20 protein-coding genes are annotated in these 19,173 nt (G+C 63.7%); 6 read left to right on the top strand and 14 right to left on the bottom strand.

Features of this window, described 5'->3' with window-relative positions:
* Positions 1-64 precede the first annotated feature (64 nt).
* The 6 genes from ACMGE0_RS24415 (at position 65) to ACMGE0_RS24390 (ending at position 6,500) form a co-directional block, all read left to right on the top strand.
* A complete protein-coding gene (locus ACMGE0_RS24415; protein ID WP_436818492.1) occupies positions 65-1,267 on the top strand; it encodes a DNA recombination protein RmuC in 1,203 nt (400 codons plus the stop codon).
* A 50-nt stretch (positions 1,268-1,317) separates the two neighbouring features.
* Positions 1,318-2,217, top strand: coding sequence for a ribokinase (locus tag ACMGE0_RS24410; protein WP_436818491.1), 900 nt, complete (start codon positions 1,318-1,320; stop codon positions 2,215-2,217).
* 145 nt (positions 2,218-2,362) lie between these two features.
* Entirely contained in the window at positions 2,363-4,711 is a 2,349-nt protein-coding gene (locus ACMGE0_RS24405) for a methyl-accepting chemotaxis protein (protein ID WP_436818490.1), read from the top strand.
* A 216-nt stretch (positions 4,712-4,927) separates the two neighbouring features.
* On the top strand, positions 4,928-5,404 hold the full coding sequence (locus tag ACMGE0_RS24400) for a GNAT family N-acetyltransferase (protein ID WP_436818489.1): 477 nt from the start codon (positions 4,928-4,930) through the stop codon (positions 5,402-5,404).
* Between the two features lie 367 nt (positions 5,405-5,771).
* Positions 5,772-6,197, top strand: coding sequence for an Hsp20 family protein (locus ACMGE0_RS24395; protein ID WP_436818520.1), 426 nt, complete (start codon positions 5,772-5,774; stop codon positions 6,195-6,197).
* A gap of 45 nt (positions 6,198-6,242) precedes the next feature.
* Positions 6,243-6,500: a BQ00720 family protein gene (locus tag ACMGE0_RS24390; RefSeq protein WP_436818488.1), complete on the top strand. Its 258-nt coding sequence runs from the start codon at positions 6,243-6,245 to the stop codon at positions 6,498-6,500.
* Positions 6,501-6,512: 12 nt separating this feature from the next.
* Here the strand turns inward: ACMGE0_RS24390 and trmB are convergent, their stop codons facing one another.
* From trmB to ACMGE0_RS24320, 14 genes are all read right to left on the bottom strand, one after another.
* Entirely contained in the window at positions 6,513-7,229 is a 717-nt protein-coding gene (gene trmB, locus ACMGE0_RS24385; protein WP_436818487.1) for a tRNA (guanosine(46)-N7)-methyltransferase TrmB, read from the bottom strand.
* Between the two features lie 69 nt (positions 7,230-7,298).
* Positions 7,299-8,558: a methionine adenosyltransferase gene (gene metK, locus ACMGE0_RS24380; RefSeq protein WP_436818486.1), complete on the bottom strand. Its 1,260-nt coding sequence runs from the start codon at positions 8,556-8,558 to the stop codon at positions 7,299-7,301.
* Between the two features lie 189 nt (positions 8,559-8,747).
* Positions 8,748-9,167 (bottom strand): helix-turn-helix domain-containing protein, encoded by a 420-nt coding sequence (locus ACMGE0_RS24375; RefSeq protein ID WP_436818485.1) that lies wholly within the window; start codon positions 9,165-9,167, stop codon positions 8,748-8,750.
* A 151-nt stretch (positions 9,168-9,318) separates the two neighbouring features.
* On the bottom strand, positions 9,319-10,920 hold the full coding sequence (gene lnt / locus ACMGE0_RS24370; protein WP_436818484.1) for an apolipoprotein N-acyltransferase: 1,602 nt from the start codon (positions 10,918-10,920) through the stop codon (positions 9,319-9,321).
* 92 nt (positions 10,921-11,012) lie between these two features.
* Complete coding sequence (locus tag ACMGE0_RS24365) at positions 11,013-12,197, bottom strand: hemolysin family protein (RefSeq protein WP_436818483.1); 1,185 nt, start codon at positions 12,195-12,197, stop codon at positions 11,013-11,015.
* A 10-nt stretch (positions 12,198-12,207) separates the two neighbouring features.
* The gene (gene ybeY / locus ACMGE0_RS24360) at positions 12,208-12,717 is read right to left on the bottom strand and encodes an rRNA maturation RNase YbeY (protein WP_436818482.1); all 510 of its coding nucleotides are present in this window, start codon (positions 12,715-12,717) and stop codon (positions 12,208-12,210) included.
* Positions 12,718-12,735: 18 nt separating this feature from the next.
* Complete coding sequence (locus ACMGE0_RS24355; protein ID WP_436818481.1) at positions 12,736-13,791, bottom strand: PhoH family protein; 1,056 nt, start codon at positions 13,789-13,791, stop codon at positions 12,736-12,738.
* A 13-nt stretch (positions 13,792-13,804) separates the two neighbouring features.
* Positions 13,805-15,250 carry a tRNA (N6-isopentenyl adenosine(37)-C2)-methylthiotransferase MiaB gene (miaB, locus tag ACMGE0_RS24350; RefSeq protein WP_436818480.1) on the bottom strand — a complete coding sequence of 482 codons (1,446 nt, stop codon included), beginning with the start codon at positions 15,248-15,250 and terminating at the stop codon, positions 13,805-13,807.
* Between the two features lie 284 nt (positions 15,251-15,534).
* Positions 15,535-16,338 (bottom strand): lyso-ornithine lipid O-acyltransferase, encoded by an 804-nt coding sequence (gene olsA, locus ACMGE0_RS24345; protein WP_436818479.1) that lies wholly within the window; start codon positions 16,336-16,338, stop codon positions 15,535-15,537.
* Positions 16,335-16,763: a Fur family transcriptional regulator gene (locus tag ACMGE0_RS24340; protein WP_436818478.1), complete on the bottom strand. Its 429-nt coding sequence runs from the start codon at positions 16,761-16,763 to the stop codon at positions 16,335-16,337. Before ACMGE0_RS24340 ends, olsA begins: the two co-directional genes overlap by 4 nt.
* A 41-nt stretch (positions 16,764-16,804) precedes the next feature.
* Positions 16,805-17,299, bottom strand: a complete 495-nt coding sequence (locus ACMGE0_RS24335) for a GNAT family N-acetyltransferase (protein ID WP_436818477.1) — start codon at positions 17,297-17,299, stop codon at positions 16,805-16,807.
* A gap of 3 nt (positions 17,300-17,302) precedes the next feature.
* Positions 17,303-17,968, bottom strand: coding sequence for a tRNA (adenosine(37)-N6)-threonylcarbamoyltransferase complex dimerization subunit type 1 TsaB (gene tsaB / locus ACMGE0_RS24330; protein ID WP_436818476.1), 666 nt, complete (start codon positions 17,966-17,968; stop codon positions 17,303-17,305).
* 18 nt (positions 17,969-17,986) lie between these two features.
* Entirely contained in the window at positions 17,987-18,553 is a 567-nt protein-coding gene (locus ACMGE0_RS24325; protein ID WP_436818475.1) for a NifU family protein, read from the bottom strand.
* 124 nt (positions 18,554-18,677) lie between these two features.
* Positions 18,678-19,169 (bottom strand): universal stress protein, encoded by a 492-nt coding sequence (locus ACMGE0_RS24320; RefSeq protein WP_436818474.1) that lies wholly within the window; start codon positions 19,167-19,169, stop codon positions 18,678-18,680.
* Positions 19,170-19,173: the final 4 nt, after the last annotated feature.

The raw sequence follows: 19,173 nt of genomic DNA, 5'->3' as shown, positions 1-19,173 counted from the left end.
CCCCCGGCATGAAATGTTCACGTTTTGATCTTTTCAAGCCGGGGAATTCTGATAGGCTGATGCGATGGATGATCTTCTCGACCGCCTTCCCACGCTTCTGATGTCGCAGCAAATCATGGCGCTCGTCGCCGCGGCCGCGATCGTCATCGTGCTGCTTATCCTCCTTTTCGTGCGAAGCAGCGCCCGCCGCCGGCAGGAAGCTCTCGATCGGGCGGCGGAGGCCGAAGCCCGGCTTTCCGAACTCGTCCGGGTCCAGAGCGAGATGCAGGGCCGGCTTTCCAGCATGGCGGAGACGCTTTCGGCGCGGCAGTCGGAGCTCAACCAGGCGGTCAGCCAGCGGCTCGACGGCATGACGCACCGGATCGGCGCGACGCTCACCGAACAGACCCGATCGACGCACGAAAACCTCCGGCGGCTGCAGGAGAGGCTCGCGGTGATCGACGCCGCCCAGAGCAATATCCAGACCCTCGCCAAGGATGTCGTCGGACTTCAAGCCATCCTATCCAACAAGCAGACGCGCGGCGCCTTCGGCCAGGGGCGAATGGAGGCGATCGTCGCTGATGGCCTGCCGCTCGGCGCCTATGCCTTCCAGACCACGCTTTCCAACGGCACCCGGCCCGACTGCACGATCCGCATGCCGAACGGTGCTCCGCCGCTGGTGATCGACGCCAAGTTTCCGCTCGAAGCCTGGAACGCCTTCCGCGAGTCTGCCGCGCCGGAGGCCAGACGTACGGCGGCGCAGGCTTTTCGCCGCGATCTCGAAGTGCATATCCGCGACGTATCGGAAAAATACCTGATCGCGGGCGAGACCCAGGAGATGGCCTTCCTTTTCGTGCCGTCGGAATCGATCTTCGCCGAAATCCACGAGCACTTCGAAAGCGTGGTGCAGAAGGCGCAGCGCTCCCGCGTCGTCATCGTCTCGCCCTCCCTTCTGATGCTGTCGATCCAGGTCATCCAGGCCGTGCTCAAGGACCAGCGGATGCGCGAGCAGGCGCATCTGATCCAGGGCGAAGTCGCGCTGCTGATGGAGGACCTTTCCCGGCTCGACGACCGGACCCGCAAGCTGCAGGCGCATTTCCTCGCCGCCCAGAAGGATGTCGAGCAGATCATCACGTCGACCGACAAGCTCAACCGGCGCGGCGCGAAGATCGAAGCGCTGGAGCTGGAGGCGCCGATCGAGGCCGAGACCGCCCGCGACCTGCCGCAGGCCAAGGTGGTGGAAAGCCGCACCGGTCTCCTCAAGCTCAGGGTGGTTGACGAGGAGTGACGCTCTCGGGCAGTGTCGCGCGACTTCGAACCGACCAGACAGGCCTGCCCATGATCACCGTTTTCGGCTCCATCAACATGGACCTCATCGCCACGACCGAACGGCTTCCGCAGCCGGGCGAAACGGTCGCCGGAACCAGCTTCGCGACGGCGGCCGGCGGCAAGGGCGCCAACCAGGCGTTGGCCGCACGGCGGGCCGACAGCCAGGTCAGGATGGCGGGCGCGGTCGGGCAGGATAACTTTGCCGTTCCGGCCCTTGCGCTTCTCGATGACGCCAAGGTCGATCTTTCCGCCGTCGCCCGCGCCGGCGAGCCGACCGGCACGGCCCTGATCCTGGTCGGCGGCACGGGCGAGAACATGATCGCCGTCGTCCCCGGCGCCAACGGCACGGTGAGCGAGGCGCAGGCACGCGCCGCAGTCGATGCCATGCGGGCAGGCGATATCCTCATGCTGCAGCTCGAAATCCCGGCGGCAGCGGTGGAAGCGGCACTCGAGGCGGCGCGCGCCAAAGGCCTCAGAACGATGATCAACACGGCGCCGCTGACGGATGACGCGGCGCGGCTTGCCCGGCTGGCCGATATCGTCGTTGCCAACGAGACGGAATTCGAACTGCTTGCGGGAACCGCCATCCCGGATGCGACGGCCCGCAGGGCGGCGCTGGAAAAGCTGCATGCGGAGACCGGCCAGATATTCGTGGTGACGCTCGGCGGCGACGGTGTCGTCGCCATCCGGGACGGCGAGATCGTCTCCGCCCAGGGCCTCAAGATCGAGCCGGTCGATACGGTGGGTGCCGGCGACACGTTCTGCGGCTACCTTGCCGCGAGCCTCGATCAGGGTCTCGATTTTACCCAGGCGCTGCGTCGGGCGGCCGTCGCCGGCTCGCTCGCCTGCCTCACCCGCGGCGCCCAGCCGTCGGTTCCGCTCGCCGAATCGGTAGACGCGAGGGTCTGAGCCGATCCAATTTTAGTCAAAGTTAAGACATGCCTTCTAGGGTTGCAGCGGATATCTCCCGCGGGAACCGGGATTCGGCCACGACATCCGTCTCGCGCATTGCCCCATGAGGGGGCACTCCCCCATCCGCAATCCGAGGCAATCCATGTTGTCGCTGAAGATCAAATCCCTTTCCACCAAGCTCATATTGGTGACGGGCCTGGCCATCGCCGCCGTGCTCGTCGTTTCGAACCTCTTCCTGATCTCTCAGACACGCGGCCGCGTCGCGGCCCTCACGATGGCGCAGGCCGAGGCCGAAGCCCGTTCGATCGCCAACGAGGTGGCCGTCGACATGGGGCAGATCGCGGGTGCGGCCCGCTCGATCGCCGGCGTCATCGGCCGCGGCCATGCCGCCGGCTATCTCGACCGCAAGGGGGTGACGGACGCGCTGAAGGCCAATCTGGAGCAGAATGCCTTCGCCTACGGGAGCTGGTTCGCCGAAGTGCCCGGCGCGTTCGACGGCAGGAATGCCGAACTCGCCGGCAACAAGGAGATGGGCGCCAACAAGAAGGGCGAGCTCGCGCCCTATTGGACCAAGAGCCGTTCCGGCGAGATCGCCTACAGCGTCTTCGATATCGATACCCAGGCGGAGTGGTATTCGCTCGCGGCGAATTCGAAAAAGGGCTCGCTGACGCAGCCTTATGTGGAGAGCACGACCGGCGATGCGACCGCCATGAGCTCGGCCGCCTATCCGGTCTTCTCCGGCACGAGGCTCATCGGCGTCTCGGGGCTCGACGTCTCGCTTGCCACGCTTTCGAAGAAGCTGCAGGCCATTCGCCCCTTCGGCTCCGGCCGCGTCCTGCTGATATCCCAGGGCGGCAAGTGGATCGTTCCGGTCAGCCCGGACAGGCTGATGAAACCGGTGGAGGGCGAAAAGGCGGCGGAAACTCTCGCCGCGCTGAAAGCCAACACCCCCGCGCAGCTCCACGACCTGACGACCGATGCCGCCGAACCCTATGAGCGCGTCGTCTATCCTTTCACGGTGCCGGATCTCAACGCCACCTGGGCCATTGTCGTCGATGTGCCGCAGAGCGTGATCACGGCACCGGTTCACGACCAGACCCTGATGATGGTGCTCGGCGGCCTCATCGTCCTCGGCGCCTGTATCGCGACGCTCTATCTCGGCAGCAGCGTCTTCGTGCGCCGTCCCCTCGGCGCGCTCCTCGGCAGCGTCGATCTCCTGAGCCAGCGCCGCTTCGAGCAGCCGGTCGAAGGCCAGGCCCGCACGGACGAGATCGGTACGCTCGCCCAGTCGCTCGAGGGCTTCCGCCACACGCTGGCCGATGGCCGCCGTCTGGAAGCGGAGGCCGAGGCCCAGCGCTCCGCCGCCGAGACCGAGCGCAGCCGCTCCGAAAGCGAACGCGAAGCCAGTGCCCAGCAGCAGCAAAGGGTCGTCGGCTCGCTCGCGAAGGGCTTGGCGGAACTCTCCGCCGGCAATCTCGGCTACCGCATAGCGGACGAGTTTCCGGGCGACTATGCCAAGCTGAAGGTCGACTTCAACAAGGCGCTGGAAAGCCTGGAGGAGACGATCGCGACCGTCAATTCCACCGTCCACAACATCGGCAACGGCACCCGCGAAATCGCCGCCGGCGCGCAGGACCTGTCGCGCCGGACCGAACAGCAGGCATCGAGCCTGGAGGAAACGGCGGCCGCCCTCAACGAACTCACCGCACAGGTGAATTCCAGCGCCGAAAACGCGGGTTCTGCCGCCTCCACGGTCAATCTCGCCTGCGACGACGCGGAAAAGTCCGGCGAAGTTGTGCAGAAGGCTGTCGCCTCCATGCAGGGCATCGCCCAATCCTCGCAGGAAATCTCCCGCATCATCGGCGTCATCGACGAGATCGCCTTCCAGACCAATCTGCTGGCGCTCAATGCCGGCGTCGAGGCAGCCCGCGCCGGAGAGGCGGGCAAGGGTTTCGCGGTCGTCGCCCAGGAAGTGCGCGAGCTCGCCCAGCGCTCCGCCAATGCCGCCAAAGAGATCAAGGCGCTCATCAACGCCTCGACCACTCAGGTCGGCGAGGGCGTGGAACTGGTCGGCAAGGCGGGCGACACGCTGCAGAAGATCGCCGTGCAGGTCATGCAGATCAACGGACTGATCCGGCAGATCTCGGCATCCGCCAGCGAACAGGCGGCCGGTCTCAAGGAGATCAACTCCGCCGTCAACCAGATGGACCAGGTCACCCAGCAGAACGCAGCCATGGTGGAGGAAACCACCGCCGCGAGCACCGTGCTGAGCACCGAGGCGGAGACATTGAAGTCGCTGGTTGCCCGCTTCCGCGTCTCCGCGCATGCCGGCGGGGTCCAGATCGCGCCGCAGGCGCTGCGCCAGGTCGCCCAGACCATGCGGGCGCCGGTCGCAAGCCAGCCTGCACCCCGCGCCAGACCGGCCCCGAAGGCCGCCGTTGGCTACGGTTCGGCAGCCGCCGCCCCAGCAGACGACTGGCAGGAATTCTGAGCGATCATTTTTATCGGAATTCAAAGCCTCCAGCCCCCGGCCCAGTCTCTAACCGAAAGGTGGAATGCAAGCATCAAGCATATATCGATGCCGAAACCGCTCGATGAATGAACACCTCAGGCGATTTTGCTTGCTGGAAATACGCTCACAGCGCATTCTTCGCATTCAACTGTCGCTTGAATCCGGAGTTTTGCCACCGCTGGACGGGGGGGTGTTATGTCGGAAAAAGTAGCCATCCGCGAGCTGTTTGGCCTCGAACAGATGATGACGATCTTTCCATTGTACAGTCAGGTGAGCCATCTTAGCGAAGGTGCCGTTCGCGAGCGGCTGTCGGCCATGCTTGCGCAGAACAACTACCGCTGCATTGCGGCATACGTCGATGAGCGGATGGTGGGACTATCGGGTTTCTGGACAGGTACCCAGTTGTGGTGCGGCAAATATGTCGAGGCGGACCATGTGGTAGTGGACAGCAAGCTGCGCAGCCGAGGCATCGGCGGCAAGCTGATGGCATGGATTGAGGCGGAAGGAGAGCGGACGGAATGCGCCGTGATCCGCATCACCATGGCTCTGGGCAGGGAGCGTACACACCAGTTCTACGCGAGGAATGGATATTTCGACGATGGCCTGTTGATGGTGAAAGCTCTCAGTCGCGGCGCGGCCCAGTTTCCCGAGTATGTTTCTCAACGAGCGTAAGAGGCCCTGCCGGTTTCCTCCATGAGTGCTGGCGATCCTGACTTTGGCGGCAGGATCGCCAGCACTGCCCCTTCGATAAGTGTCTGTCACAACACTCCGCGAATGAGTTTGCGGCAGACATATGCGGCAGAAGGTATTCCACATTTGGTTAGGAACTGGCGGCTTTCTTCTCCTGCCGGTGCCCGTTGTTCCGTTCTCGATCGCCGTGATCTACAGTCCTGCGCCTCGTCAAATACCACCTGCCCCGCGCGGAGCGATCGTGACCGCCCGCATTCTTGCGGTCGGCGCTGCAACTCCCCATATAGTTTTCGAGTTGGCGGGCCGAATTTCGGACGCCGATATGGTCGCTTGCTGCAAGGACTGGACGATGAGCCGAATGACGCCGTTTGCAAGCCCGCTGCTTCTGGGCTTCGACGCCATGGAAAAGACCCTCGAACGCCTTGCCAAGGCGAACGACGGCTATCCCCCCTACAATATCGAGCGCCTCCGGGCGGATGCCGACGCCCCCGAACGGCTGAGGATCACGCTTGCAGTCGCCGGCTTCTCGGAAACGGAGCTCGATGTGACGATCGAGGAAAACCAGCTCGTCATCCGCGGACGCCAGGTGGAACAGGGCGAACGGGATTATCTCTATCGCGGCATTGCGGCGCGCCAGTTCCAGCGCGTGTTCGTGCTCGCCGACGGAATGCAGGTTTCCGGTGCCTCGCTGAAGAACGGCCTTCTCTCCGTCGACCTGATCCGGCCGGAGCCGGAACGCATGGTGCGAAAAATTAACATTTCCGTCTCACAGTAGGTCAACAGCGTTAATGCCGTTGCGTCCTCAATACTGGAGGCTGGAATGCTCCTGAAAGAAGCGAATACGCGTTTGTCGCAGTCCGAACTTGCCCATCTTGGCACCGGAGAGGTCGGATATATTCGCAAGATGCGGTCGGACGAAGTGTCCCGCTGCTTTCCCGAAGCCCCGGAAATCGATCCGAATCTCGACCTCTGGGCCTTGTTCGGCGCCGACGGCACGCCGATCCTTCTGACCGACAACCGCTCCAGCACCTTTTTCAAGGCTGCTGAAGACGACCTGAAAACCGTCAGCCTGCACTGACGCTTTCCGGTCCTATACCTTGCGAAACGTCAGATAGGCCGAGGAACGGCCTTCACGGCGGGCCTTGTTCTCGTACCGCGTCCCCGGCCAGCCGGCGAAGGGGGTCAGCCAGTCGGACGATTGTTCCGCCTGCCATTGGAATCCGCCGTGATCGCGGCAATGGATCAGCGTCCAGTTGACATAGGTGTCGATGTCGGACGCGAAGCAGAACAGTCCCTCCGGCTTCAGCACGCGGTGGAAGCGGTCGAGATTGACCGCGGAGACGAACCGCCTTTTCCAATGTTTCCGCTTCGGCCACGGGTCCGGATAAAGCAGGTCGATGCGGTCGAGAGACGCGTCCGGCAGCCAGTCCAGCACCTGCGTGGCGTCGTCGTCATAAACGCGGATGTTCTTCAAACCCAGCGCGTCCACGCGCGTCAGAAGCTTCGCCATGGAATTGACGAAGGGCTCGATGCCGATGAAGCCCGTCTTCGGGCTTTCCTGCGCGCGATGGACGAGATGTTCGCCGCCGCCGAAGCCGATCTCCAGCCGCAGTTCCTCCACCGGAACAGGAAAGAGTTCTGAAAGCCTCGCGGGCGCGGGCGCTTCAAGATCGAGCTTCAACGCCGGCAGCAGCGTTGCCAGACCTTCCGCCTGCCGCTCACGCAGCGGCTTTCCCTTGCGACGTCCGAAGAAGGCTTCGGTGGCGCGGCTCGGGTGCTGCTGTTCGGTCATGGGCACTTCTCTCATGATAAAGCGGGCGTCTCCTCCAGGAGGCACCCGCTTTACAGTTTTCTTGAGCGGTCCGTAAAGGCCCGATCAGGCTGCCTTCAGCGTCTCTTCCTTCAGAGCGTCCTTGAGCGGCTTCACGAGGTCGGTCTTCTCCCAGGAGAAGGAACCGTCGCGGCCGGCCTTGCGTCCAAAGTGGCCGTAAGCGGAGGTCTTGGCGTAGATCGGCTTGTTGAGGTCGAGGTGACGGCGGATGCCGGACGGCGACAGGTCCATGACCTTGCGGATCGCGGCTTCGATCTGGTCTTCCGTCACGCCCTTGCCGGTGCCGTGCAGGTCGACATAGATCGACAGCGGCTGGGCGATGCCGATCGCGTAGGAGAGCTGGATCGTGCAGCGGTCGGCAAGGCTTGCGGCAACGACGTTCTTTGCCAGATAACGGGCGGCATAGGCGGCGGAACGATCGACCTTGGTCGTGTCCTTGCCGGAGAAGGCGCCCCCGCCATGCGGTGCTGCGCCGCCATAGGTGTCGACGATGATCTTGCGGCCAGTGAGGCCCGCGTCACCATCCGGACCGCCGATGACGAACTTGCCGGTGGGATTGATGTACCACTTGCAGTCCTTGTCGATCGGGAGATCGCCGAGCGCTTCGCGGATATAGGGTTCGACGACCGCACGAACCTTCTTGGAGTCCCAGCTTCCGTCGAGGTGCTGGGTGGAGAGAACGATCGAGTCGACGCAGGCCGGCTTGCCGCCGTCGTAACGGACGGTCACCTGGCTCTTCGCATCCGGGCCGAGCTTGCCGGCGTCGCCTTCGCCCTTCTTGCGGGCGGCGGCGAGGAGCTGCAGGATCTTGTGGGAGTAGTAGATCGGTGCCGGCATGAGGTCCGGCGTTTCCTTGCAGGCGTAACCGAACATGATGCCCTGGTCGCCGGCGCCCTCGTCGCCCTGCTGGTCGGCGGCGCTGTCAACGCCCTGGGCGATGTCGGCGGATTGGGAGTGCAGGAGCACGTCGATCTTCGCCGTCTTCCAGTGGAAGCCGTCCTGCTCGTAGCCGATGTCGCGGATCGCCTTGCGGGCAGCCGACTTGAACTTCGAAGGATTGATGACGTCCTTGCCGTCCTTGTCCTTCTTCATCAGGCTCGGCGGCAGACGCACCTCGCCGGCGATGACCACGCGGTTGGTGGTCGCAAGCGTCTCGCAGGCGATGCGCACCGTCCACGGATCGATGCCGCTCTTGGCCGCCTCACGGTACACAAGATCCACGATTTCATCGGAAATACGGTCACAAACCTTGTCCGGATGGCCCTCGGCTACGGACTCGCTGGTGAACAGGTAACTTGCGCGCATTACGGGATTCCCCTCAAAGAAACGAACGCGCCTGTGTTAGTGATTTCCGTCGACAAAAACAAGCGCACAACGACATAAATATATCTTTATGTGTACAATCACAACCTTCTCGCAACAGAAGGCGCAGAAAAAAGAAGGCAAGAAAAAAGCGGCCCTGGGGCCGCTTTCCACGAGAATGCTTCCTTCGCCTCATTCGACCTCGGCATCCGCGGCGAGCGCCTTGACGAGATCGACCACGCGCCGGCGCACCTTCGGATCGGAAATCTTCACGAAAGCCCGGTTGAGCTGCAGGCCCTCGGAGGAAGAGAGGAAATCGACCACGTAGTTCGAGCTCGAGGCTTCCGCCATGCCGCCCGGATTGCCCGACTGCTCGCCCGGAGCGTCCTCGAAGAAGAAGGAAACCGGAACGTTGAGAATGCTGGAAATGTTCTGCAGGCGGCTGGCGCCGACGCGGTTCGTGCCCTTCTCGTATTTCTGAATCTGCTGGAAGGTAATGCCAAGGCTTTCACCCAGCTTTTCCTGGCTCATCCCGAGCATTGTCCGGCGAAGGCGAATCCTGCTCCCGACATGGATGTCTATCGGGTTCGGCTTCTTCTTGTTTTCAATCATAGCGATGTCCTGACGAAGTTTCTGTTCAATCCTCACAACCCGGTCTGCGTGTGGAGCTACACTTCGCGCGGTTGGTCACAATAGGCTCAACGTGTGAAGCATAAGTCGAGACGAAAGGCTGACACCACTATGCAATTTTAGGGGTTTTCGGTCAATTCGTCCGGAAATTAAAACCCACACGCGAGACGACTGCAATCAACAACATAGACATCAGCACCAACCAGAAGTACCTCTCACGGGCGCTCCTGCCCCAATGCGGAACCGGGCCACTCTCCATAGTTGCGTCCATCACACCTTTTTGATTGTAGCCGACACCCCTTATTAGCCTTCCGTAGGGATCGACAACGGCCGAAATGCCCGTATTGGCGCCGCGAATCAGCGGCAGGCCGTTTTCGACGGCGCGGATCCGGGCCTGCTGAAAATGCTGATAGGGACCCGGCGTCGCCCCGAACCAGCCGTCGTTGGTGACGTTGAGAAGGGCGCTCGTCCGCTTCACGTCGTCGCCGATCTCGTCCGGGAAGATCGCCTCGTAGCAGATCAGCGGATAGAAGGTCCTGCCGCCCGGCAGCGTCAGCAGGGCGCGCGCCGGGGCTGCGGTGAAGCCGCCCGGCATGGCGATGGCGTCGGAAATGCCGAGACTGCGCAGCAGGTCTTCATAGGGCACGTATTCGCCGAACGGGACGAGATGCACCTTGTCCGATGCGGAGACGATCTGGCCCTCGCCGTCGATCACATAGATGGAATTGTAGAACCGGGGCGCAAAACCGGCACCGGCATCTTCCGACCGCACCGCCCCGGTGACGAGGACCTGACCGTCCTGAAGGACTTCGGCGATGCGGGTCAGCGCATCCGGGTTCTGGGTGATGATGAAGGGTACGGAGGTTTCCGGCCAGACGACGATGTCCGGCCGCTTGCCCCCGTTTTCGGGCGGCAGGGCGGAGAGCGCCAGATGCTCCTCGAAGATCGCCGCGCGTTCCGCATCGTCCAGCTTGCGGGCCTGGTCGATCGCCGGCTGGACGATGCGCACGGTCGTCTGCCCCTCGGCGGGTGCCACTGGAACGGCGTCGGCGACATGGAGCCGGTAGGCGCCATAGCCGAGATGGGCGCAGAACAGCAGCGACGCGAGCGTCAGGCCGGTGCGCATGCCCTTTCTCGTGCCGATCAGCGCCGGGGCCGAAAAGACGAAGACGGCAAGAACGGTCACGCCGAAAATGCCGAGCACGGCCGCCGACTGCATCATCAGCGGCATCGGCATGGCGCCGTATCCCACCGCGTTCCAGGGAAAGCCCGTGGCGACGATGCCGCGCAGCCATTCGGCGACGCCGAAGCCGAAGGCGAGCGCCGCGATCCGCCCGAAGCCGTCCGACCAAAGGATGCGGGCGAGCGCGGTCGCGAGGCCATAGAAGAGTGCGAGATAGGCCGGCAGGCCGAGCACCGCGAGCGGCAGCGCCCAGGCGAACTCGTCGGCTTCCACCAGGAGCGCGTTGCCGAGCCACCAGAGGCTCGCCACGAAATAGCCGAAGCCGAAAACCCAGCCGACCCAGAAAGCGGAGCGAAGTCGCGCCCAGACGCCGCCGTCGGGATTGCCGGTCGAACCGTCCATCAGCCAGACGAGCAGCGTGAAGGAGATGGAAAGCGCCGCAAAGAAGCCGAAGGGCGGCAGCGCCAGCGCGCCGGCGGCGCCGGCAAGAAACGCGACTATGGCGCGTGGAAAGCCCCAGAGAAGCATGATCCTGCCCGCAAGCCGCTCCATGGATTTCCCCTTCTGCCCCGAATCAGCCGCCGCAGTCTTCCAAAAAACGGCGGACTTGTCGTGAGGTCAAAGGGGCGCAGCCATCTGCCGGATCATTGGCTGGGCCGGTCGGCATCCGGAACCTTGGGAGGCGGCGGCAGCAGGGCAGCCGGCGTGTGGTCGCTGAGCAGTACCTCGCCTTCCTTCTGGCGGCGGCGGGCGAGCGTCCGCTTGCGCATGATGCGCACGCGCTTGATGCGCCGCGGATCGGCCTCCAGGATCTGGAATTCGAAACCGGGCACCGCCTGCACCACCTCGCCGCGCACGGGAATGCGGCCGAGCGCGGAGAAGATCAGGCCGCCGAGGGTATCGACGTCCTCGAGCCGGTCCCTGATGTCGAAATCGGGGCCGATCGCCGCGGCGATCTCTTCCAGCTCGATGCGGGCATCGGCCACGAAGACATCCTCGCCGGCGCGGGAAAACATGACTTCCTCGTCGTCGTGCTCGTCCTCGACATCGCCGATGACCATTTCGACGATATCCTCATGGGTGACCAGGCCGTCGGTGCCGCCGTATTCGTCGATGACGAGCGCAAGCTGGGTGCGCGCCGCCTGCATGCTCTGCAGCAGGTCGGACGCCAGCATGGAAGGCGGCACGAACAGGATCTTGCGGATCAGCCCGGCTTCCGCGACCGTCTGTTCGAGATCGACCCGGCCGAGGTCGAAGGCAGGCCGCGGCACGCGGACGGCCTTTTCCGGCTTTTCCGGCTTTTCCGGCTTGTCGGTGGCAAGCGGCATCGGCTGCGACGGGGCGGCCCTCGCGCTCGTCCGGCGCTTGTTGCGCGCCTGCTTGGCGAGATAGGAAAGCAGGTCGCGGATGTGCACCATGCCGCGCGGATCGTCGAGCGTGTCCGAATAGACCGGCATGCGGGAGCGGCCCGTCTCCTCGAAATGGATGAGCAGCTCGCCGATGGTCATGGTCATGTCGACCGCCTCGATATCGGCGCGCGGCACCATGAGGTCCTCGACCCGGACCTCGCGGAAACGCAGGATATTGTGCAGCATCGCCCGCTCTTCGGGCGAAAAGGCATTGCTGACATTGGCATCGGTCATCAGCGCGTCGGCGAGATCCTCGCGGAGCTTCTCCCCCTGGGACGGGCGGAGCAGCCTCAAGGCGCGCGACCAGAAAGAGCTTTGTCTACTTGGGGTTTCCGCTCGTGACGGACTACTGCCCTCTTCCGAAGACGTGGAGTCGGCGTCCTTGCCCTCTCGGGCAACATTGCTCGATAAATCGTTCATGGTTCCAATACTATACTATCGGGTCCTGTCCCGCATAGGGGTCAGATAGGCCGAGCACCGCCAAAATGCGAGTCTCCAGCGCTTCCATTCTTTCCGCCTCGCCGGTTTCCATGTGGTCGTAGCCGAACAAATGCAGGAAACCGTGGACGAGCAGATGGGTCAGATGATCCTCGAAACTCTTGTCGAGATCAACCGCCTCGCGCCCGACGGTCTCGCGGGCGATGACGATATCGCCGAGCATCGGCCCGGGCATCCCGCCCGGTTCGAGCGGAAAGGCGGGAAAGGAGAGCACGTTGGTCGGCTTGTCCTTGCCGCGCCATTCGGCATTGATCTCCTGGATCGAGGCGTCGTCGGTGAAGACCAGCGACAGTTCCGGCGCCGTCTGCGGAAAAGGCTGCCCTTCCTCATCCGCCAGCAGGTCCGCCGCCGTGCCCAATGCCCTTTCGCTCAGCAGGAGAAGGGCGGACTCATCGGGCCATCCCTCGTTTTCCACCGTGATCTGTATGTCGAGCTTGGACATGAGCTTCGGTCTCGACCTTCAGCGGTCGAGGTCCTCGCTTTCCTCATGGACGGCATATTGCGCGTCGTAAGCCTGAACGATGCGGCCGACCAGCGGATGGCGGACGACGTCCGTGTCCTTGAAGCGGACCACCGAAATGCCTTCGACGCCCTTCAATATCTGCAGCGCCTCGACCAGGCCGGACTTGACGCCGCGCGGCAGGTCCACCTGGCTCGGATCGCCGGTGACCATCATCCGGGCATTCTCGCCGAGGCGGGTCAGGAACATCTTCATCTGCATCGACGTGGTGTTCTGCGCCTCGTCGAGGATGACGGCGGCATTCGCGAGCGTCCGGCCGCGCATGAAGGCGAGCGGCGCGATCTCGATGACGCCGGCGGTGATCGCCCGCTCCACCTTGTCGCCCGGAATCATGTCGTAGAGCGCGTCATAAAGCGGCCGGAGATAGGGATCGACCTTCTCCTTCATGTCGCCCGGCAGGAAGCCCAGGCGCTCGCCGGCCTCGACGGCGGGACGCGACAGGATGATGCGATCGACCGCGCCGCGCTCCAGAAGCTGGGCGGCATGGGCGACGGCGAGATAGGTCTTGCCGGTGCCGGCCGGGCCGACGCCGAAGACGAGCTCGGACCGTTCCAGCGCCCGAATATAGGCGTCCTGCGTCGGCGTGCGGGCCGCGATCGTCTTCTTGCGGGTGGAAATCTGCGCCATCGAAAGCTTTGCTTTGCGCTCCAGAGTGGGGAGGGTGAGCTGGTCGTCCGCGGCCTGCGCCATGCGGATCGCGCCTTCGACGTCGGACGTTTCGACCGAACCGCCCTTCTGAAGCCGCTCATAAAGGAAATCGAGCGCCCGGCGCGCCTGGTTGGTGGCCGTCACATCGCCGGAGATAGCGACCGAATTGCCGCGCGGCCGCGCATCGATATGGAGCCGCTCTTCCAGCAGCTTCAGGTTCTGATCGAACTGGCCAAAAAGCTCGCCCGCGAACCTGTTGTTCTCGAACGTCAGGACGAAGTGATTGGCGTCGGTCGCGGCGGAACGGGGTTGGCGCGCAGATGAGGAAACCAATTCACGTCCGTTCAAGCAGGCTCGCTCCTCAGTAATTCTGGGCTCCTATTAAACTTCCTGCCGGTTCGGCAAACAAGCTGTTGGGGCCGGTTCCGATGATTCGTACTTGGATAATGTCACCGATTTGCGATGCTTTTGCATCAACATTCACGGACTGCAGCCAGGGCGAACGCCCGATCACCTGACCCGGCATGCGGCCGGGCTTCTCCAGCAACAGCTCGATGACCTTCCCAATGCAGGATTTGGAGAACTCCGCCTGCTGTTTCAAGAGCAGCGCCTGCAATCTTTCGAGCCGTTCGGCCTTCACCTCTTCCGGTACCTGGTCGGAAAGCTCCGCGCCGGGCGTGCCGGGGCGGGTGGAATATTTGAAGGAGAAGGCCTGGGCGTAGTTCACATCCTCGACGATGCGGAGCGTGTCCTCGAAATCCTTGTCGGTCTCGCCCGGAAAGCCGACGATGAAATCGCCCGACATGGCGATGTCCGGCCGGGCCTCCCGGATGCGCTCGATGAGGCGGAGATATTCGGCGGCCGTGTGGCGGCGGTTCATGGCTTTCAGGATGCGGTCGGACCCCGCCTGCACCGGCAGATGCAGATAGGGCATCAGGGCACGCAGATCGCGATGCGCCGCGATCAGCCGGTCGTCCATGTCCCGCGGATGGCTGGTCGTGTAGCGCAGCCGGGCGAGACCCGGAATTTCCGCGAGCCGGTAAAGCAGGTCGCCGAGGCCCCATTCGCCGCCGGTCGGGCCGGCCGAGCGCCAGGCATTGACGTTCTGGCCGAGCAGCGTGATCTCGCGCACGCCGCCCTCGACCAGGCGCTCCGCCTCGTCGAGGATCTGCCGGACCGGGCGGGAGACTTCCGAACCGCGGGTATAGGGTACGACGCAGAAGGTGCAGAACTTGTCACAGCCTTCCTGCACGGTCAGGAACGCCGTGACGCCGCGGGAGCGGATTTTCGCCTTCTCGGTCGCCGGCAGGTGCTCGAACTTGTCCTCGACGGCATATTCCGTGTCGACCACACGGGTTCCGGCGCGGGCGCGCCTCAGCGCTTCCGGCAGGCGGTGGTAGGTCTGGGGTCCGATCACCACGTCGACGGCCGGCGAGCGGCGCAGGATCTCCTCGCCTTCCGCCTGGGCGACGCAGCCGGTGACGCCGATCATCAGCTCCCTGCCTTCGGCGGCACGGTCCTTCTTCATCTCGCGCAGGCGGCCGAGCGCCGAATAGACCTTGTCGGCCGCCTTTTCGCGGATATGGCAGGTGTTGAGGAGGATCAGGTCCGCCTCGCCCATGTCTTCCGTCGTGACGTAACCGTCGCCCGCCAGCGCATCGCTCATGCGGGTCGAGTCATAGACATTCATCTGGCAGCCGTAGGTCTTGATGAAGACCTTCCGCGTATTGGGGCGGCCGTTCAGGCGCTGGACAGCCTCTTCGGCCCCAGGGGCAGCAGTGGCGGAAAGGGAGACGTGTTCGTTCATGGGCGCTTCCATACCCCAAGAAAGCCGGGAAATGAAGCGTTTCCTGATGAGGGCATTGGGGCAAGCTCGTCCCTCCACCAATCAAGAGAGCGGGTAGGCCCCTCACCCGGCCTCCGCTTTGCTCGGCCACCAACCGGGACGGGTCGACGGCCCCGTCCCGTCCTCCGGACCCCCGAGGGGAGAGGAGGAACGGAGACGTCGCGGCATTCCCTCTTCTCCCCGTCGGGGAGAAGGTGCCGGCAGGCGGATGGGGGGCCACACGAACTCGACTGCCGTTGCTTGTTTCAGCTCTGATCGTAATCCCGGCCGCGCAGGTGCCTCACCAGCATGCGGCGGAGCTGGTTCGTCACCCTCTGGCTCAGATGCTTGCGGTTGTCCCCGGCGCGGAAATCGACCGTTTCGCCGAAGGCCACGTCCACGTCGAGCGCGCCTTCCTTCAGGACGCCGAGCAGATGCGGGCCGAGTTCGATATCGCCCGGCCAGGCGGCGATCGGCCGGTGATAGCGGCCCATCGCCATGCCATGGACTCGGGTATAGGCGATCGCCACGGGCTGGATGTGGACGATGCCCTCCTTCGTATGGGGGACGGCGGCGGCGGCCGCGCCGAAGAGCGAGGACTTCACCTCCAGGAGCCGGTTGCCGTCCGACGTGGTGCCTTCCGGGAAGAGCACGACGATCTCGCCGGCCTTCATGCGCTCGGCGATCTCGTTCACCTGCTCGCCGGTGCGGCGCTTCTGTTCGCGGACCACGAAAATGCTCTTCTGCAGCTTGGCGAGCGTGCCGAAGATCGGCCATTCCGAAACTTCCATCTTGGCGATGAAGACGACGTCGGCGATCGCGCCGAGCACAAGGATATCCTTCCAGGAGACATGATTGGAGGCGAGCATCAGCGGCCGGCGGCGCTCGATCCTTCCATGGACGTGGATGCGGATGCCGAGCAGGAAGCAGGCCGTGCGGTGCCAGTAGCGCGGGAGATAGCGGCGGATCTTCAGGTCAAAGGCAAGACCGATCAACTGGAACGGCAGGATGATCAGCGTGACCGCGAAAAGGACGACGATGACGATGCCGATCCGAACCCAGGTGATCACTTATCGTCCTTATCCAGCGGGATGCCGTAAAGCTCCAGCCGGTGGCCGACGAGACGGAAGCCGTGCTCGCGGGCGATACGCTCCTGCAGCGCCTCGATCTCCGCCGAGCGGAATTCGATGACATTGCCGGTATTGAGATCGATCATGTGGTCGTGATGTTCTTCCGGCACCGTCTCATAACGCGAGCGGCCGTCACGGAAATCGTGCCGTTCGATGATTCCCTCGTCCTCGAACAGTTTCACCGTGCGGTAGACGGTGGAAATCGAGATGCGCGGATCGACCCTGGAGGAGCGGCGGTAGAGCTCCTCGACATCCGGATGGTCGTCGGATTCCTGGAGAATGCGGGCAATGACGCGGCGCTGGTCCGTCATTCGCATGCCTTTTTCGGCACACAGCTCCTCCAGGGTTTTGGAAAGGTCTGTCATGTCGTTTTGGCCTTCGAAACGTTCCAGTGCAAAACAACGGACTAGCGAAGAACGCGGCTCATGACAAGCGCCGCGGATCGCGCTCCGTCCGGGCCGGTGTAATAGGCCGGCCGCTCGCCGACCTTCACGAATCCGAGCTTGCGGTAGAGCTCAACTGCCGCCCGATTCTCCGCCTCGACCTCGAGAAACATGCGCTCGCCGCCGCGTGCCGCAGCCTCCCGCAGGGCTGCCTGCATGAGGCGCCAGCCGAGACCCTGGCGGCCGAATTTCTCGTTGACGGCGACGGTCAGAATTTCCGCTTCGCCGGCCGCTTCCCGGGACAGCACGAAACCGCCGAGCGGTTTCGAAAAGAAAGCATTGGTCTGACGCGCCGCGAAACCGAAGACATTGTGCTGCAGAAGCAGGTTCTGGAACTCGCCGTCGCTCCACTGCCGCGGGAAACGCGAGCCATGCAATTCGGATATTTCCGCGCAATCGGCAATCTCGATCGGCACGACTTCGAAAAACGGTTTCCAGCTCAGATAATCGTCAAGCATCGGTCATTCACGGGCAAGGGCGAATCCGGTTTGCGGTTTCGCATCGGGTCCGCGAAGATACAACGGTTTTGGCCGGTCCGCACCTTCAGGTTTTTCCGCGCCGATGCGGGCGACCATGGCGATATCGAAACGGTCCCGCCCCTCGAACGCGGCCTCTCCCTTGGCAGGGGAGTGCTCCACCCAGGACCCTGTTGCCGCAGCGGAAAGGGAGGCGATCAGCCTGGAGACTTCTTCCGGCGAAAGCGCAGCAGGTTCGCTCAAGGGGAAGCCCTCAGCGGAAAAGGCCTGGGCATAGACCTCGTTGCGCTTGGCATCCATGGCGGCGACCACCGGCCGGCCGGGATGCCCAGCCAGATGGCTCCGCGCCAGAACCTCGAGCGTCGTCACGCCCACCGATCCGACGCCGAGCGCAAGGGCAAGACCCCGCGCCGCCGCGACACCGACGCGAATGCCGGTGAAGGAGCCTGGGCCGACGACGACGGCAATCCGTCCGACGGCGGCGAGCTGAAGATTGGCGGCGGCGAGCGCCTGGTCGATCACCGCCATCAGCCGCTCGGCATGCCCCTTGCCGATCGTTTCGGTGACCGCGGAAAGCACTTTGCCCGCCGCACCGTCATAGAGCGCGGCGGAGCAATCCACTCCGGCGGTATCGATGGCCAAAACGATCATAAACGGGGCTGCCGGACCTTAGAGAGCCTCGACCGCCTGAACTTCCGGGACGAAATGGCGCAGCAGGTTCTGCACGCCGTGCTTCAGCGTCGCCGTGGACGACGGGCAGCCGGAGCATGCACCCTTCATGTTGAGGTAGACCGTGCCGTCGCGATAGCCCTTGAAAGTGATGTCGCCGCCATCCTGGGCGACGGCCGGGCGGACGCGGGTCTCAAGCAGCTCCTTGATGGTCGCGACGAGAGTTTCGTCGTCCTCGTCGAAGAACTCGCCTTCCTGGTCGAAAGCCTCGGCAAGCGTGGAGGAACCGCCCATGACCGGCTGGCCGGACATGAAATGCTCCATGATCGAACCGAGGATCGCCGGCTTCAGGTGCTGCCACTCTGCACTGTCCTTCGTGACGGTGATGAAATCGTAGCCGAAATAGACGCCGGTCACCCCGTTGATCGCGAAGAGACGGGAGGCGAGCGGAGAGGCTTCCGCCTCGCCGGCATTGCGGAAATCCGCGGTTCCGCGCTCCATGACCACCTTGCCGGGCAGGAACTTGAGCGTCGCCGGATTGGGCGTGGCTTCCGTCTGAATGAACATCTCGTCTCTCCTGGGCTTGCCTGGGCTAAAGCGCGCCTTGCAAATTTAGAATTCTTCAAAAGAAGATAAGCCTTATCAGCTTTTCGTTCAAGTGCGCCTTTGCCCTTTCCGGGTCAAGAGCACTTCAGCAAAGCGCGTCGATTTCCTCGTCGGTCAGTGTATCAGGAAGCACGGTGACGGGGATGGGAAAAGCGGCCGCGCGGCCGGCGACGGCGGAAACCAGCGGCCCCGGCCCTTCCTTGGCGGAGGCCGCCGCCAGAACCAGGATCGCGATATCCCGGTCCTCCTCGACCAGCTGGTTGATCTGCTCGGTGGCGCTGCCTTCGCGGATGACGATCTCGGGATCGATGCCGATCGTCTCGCGCACCTTCTGCGCCGCCTTGGCCATGACCGCTTCGGCCTCCTCGCGGGCCTCGGCGCGCATGATCTGCTCGACACCCAGCCATTGCTGGAAATCCCCTTCGGGGATCACGAAGAGGAGAACCAGGCCGCCGTTGGAGTTCTTGGCGCGGCGGCCCGCATAATGGACCGCCTTTTCGCATTCCGGCGTGGCATCGATGACGGCCATGAACTTGCGCCGGTGTCCTTCAAGCCGCGAAAGCCGTTTCGAAACCATGCCC

Origin of the sequence: Neorhizobium descurainiae, from assembly GCF_051400715.1 — a bacterium.
Classification (GTDB): domain Bacteria; phylum Pseudomonadota; class Alphaproteobacteria; order Rhizobiales; family Rhizobiaceae; genus Neorhizobium.
This window is presented reverse-complemented; position numbering and strand designations above follow the sequence as displayed.

Bases quoted from the DNA above. Each gene is read 5' to 3' on its own strand.
- ACMGE0_RS24400 (WP_436818489.1), top strand. From the start codon at position 4,928: ATGTCGGAAAAAGTAGCCATCCGCGAGCTGTTTGGCCTCGAACAGATG.
- ybeY (WP_436818482.1), bottom strand. From the start codon at position 12,717: ATGTCCAAGCTCGACATACAGATCACGGTGGAAAACGAGGGATGGCCC.
- ACMGE0_RS24325 (WP_436818475.1), bottom strand. From the start codon at position 18,553: ATGTTCATTCAGACGGAAGCCACGCCCAATCCGGCGACGCTCAAGTTC.
- tsaB (WP_436818476.1), bottom strand. From the start codon at position 17,968: ATGATCGTTTTGGCCATCGATACCGCCGGAGTGGATTGCTCCGCCGCG.
- ACMGE0_RS24365 (WP_436818483.1), bottom strand. From the start codon at position 12,197: ATGAACGATTTATCGAGCAATGTTGCCCGAGAGGGCAAGGACGCCGAC.
- metK (WP_436818486.1), bottom strand. From the start codon at position 8,558: ATGCGCGCAAGTTACCTGTTCACCAGCGAGTCCGTAGCCGAGGGCCAT.
- ACMGE0_RS24340 (WP_436818478.1), bottom strand. From the start codon at position 16,763: ATGACAGACCTTTCCAAAACCCTGGAGGAGCTGTGTGCCGAAAAAGGC.
- ACMGE0_RS24375 (WP_436818485.1), bottom strand. From the start codon at position 9,167: ATGATTGAAAACAAGAAGAAGCCGAACCCGATAGACATCCATGTCGGG.
- ACMGE0_RS24415 (WP_436818492.1), top strand. From the start codon at position 65: ATGGATGATCTTCTCGACCGCCTTCCCACGCTTCTGATGTCGCAGCAA.
- ACMGE0_RS24320 (WP_436818474.1), bottom strand. From the start codon at position 19,169: ATGGTTTCGAAACGGCTTTCGCGGCTTGAAGGACACCGGCGCAAGTTC.
- ACMGE0_RS24405 (WP_436818490.1), top strand. From the start codon at position 2,363: ATGTTGTCGCTGAAGATCAAATCCCTTTCCACCAAGCTCATATTGGTG.
- trmB (WP_436818487.1), bottom strand. From the start codon at position 7,229: ATGAGAGAAGTGCCCATGACCGAACAGCAGCACCCGAGCCGCGCCACC.
- miaB (WP_436818480.1), bottom strand. From the start codon at position 15,250: ATGAACGAACACGTCTCCCTTTCCGCCACTGCTGCCCCTGGGGCCGAA.
- lnt (WP_436818484.1), bottom strand. From the start codon at position 10,920: ATGGAGCGGCTTGCGGGCAGGATCATGCTTCTCTGGGGCTTTCCACGC.
- ACMGE0_RS24410 (WP_436818491.1), top strand. From the start codon at position 1,318: ATGATCACCGTTTTCGGCTCCATCAACATGGACCTCATCGCCACGACC.
- ACMGE0_RS24335 (WP_436818477.1), bottom strand. From the start codon at position 17,299: ATGCTTGACGATTATCTGAGCTGGAAACCGTTTTTCGAAGTCGTGCCG.
- ACMGE0_RS24390 (WP_436818488.1), top strand. From the start codon at position 6,243: ATGCTCCTGAAAGAAGCGAATACGCGTTTGTCGCAGTCCGAACTTGCC.
- ACMGE0_RS24395 (WP_436818520.1), top strand. From the start codon at position 5,772: ATGAGCCGAATGACGCCGTTTGCAAGCCCGCTGCTTCTGGGCTTCGAC.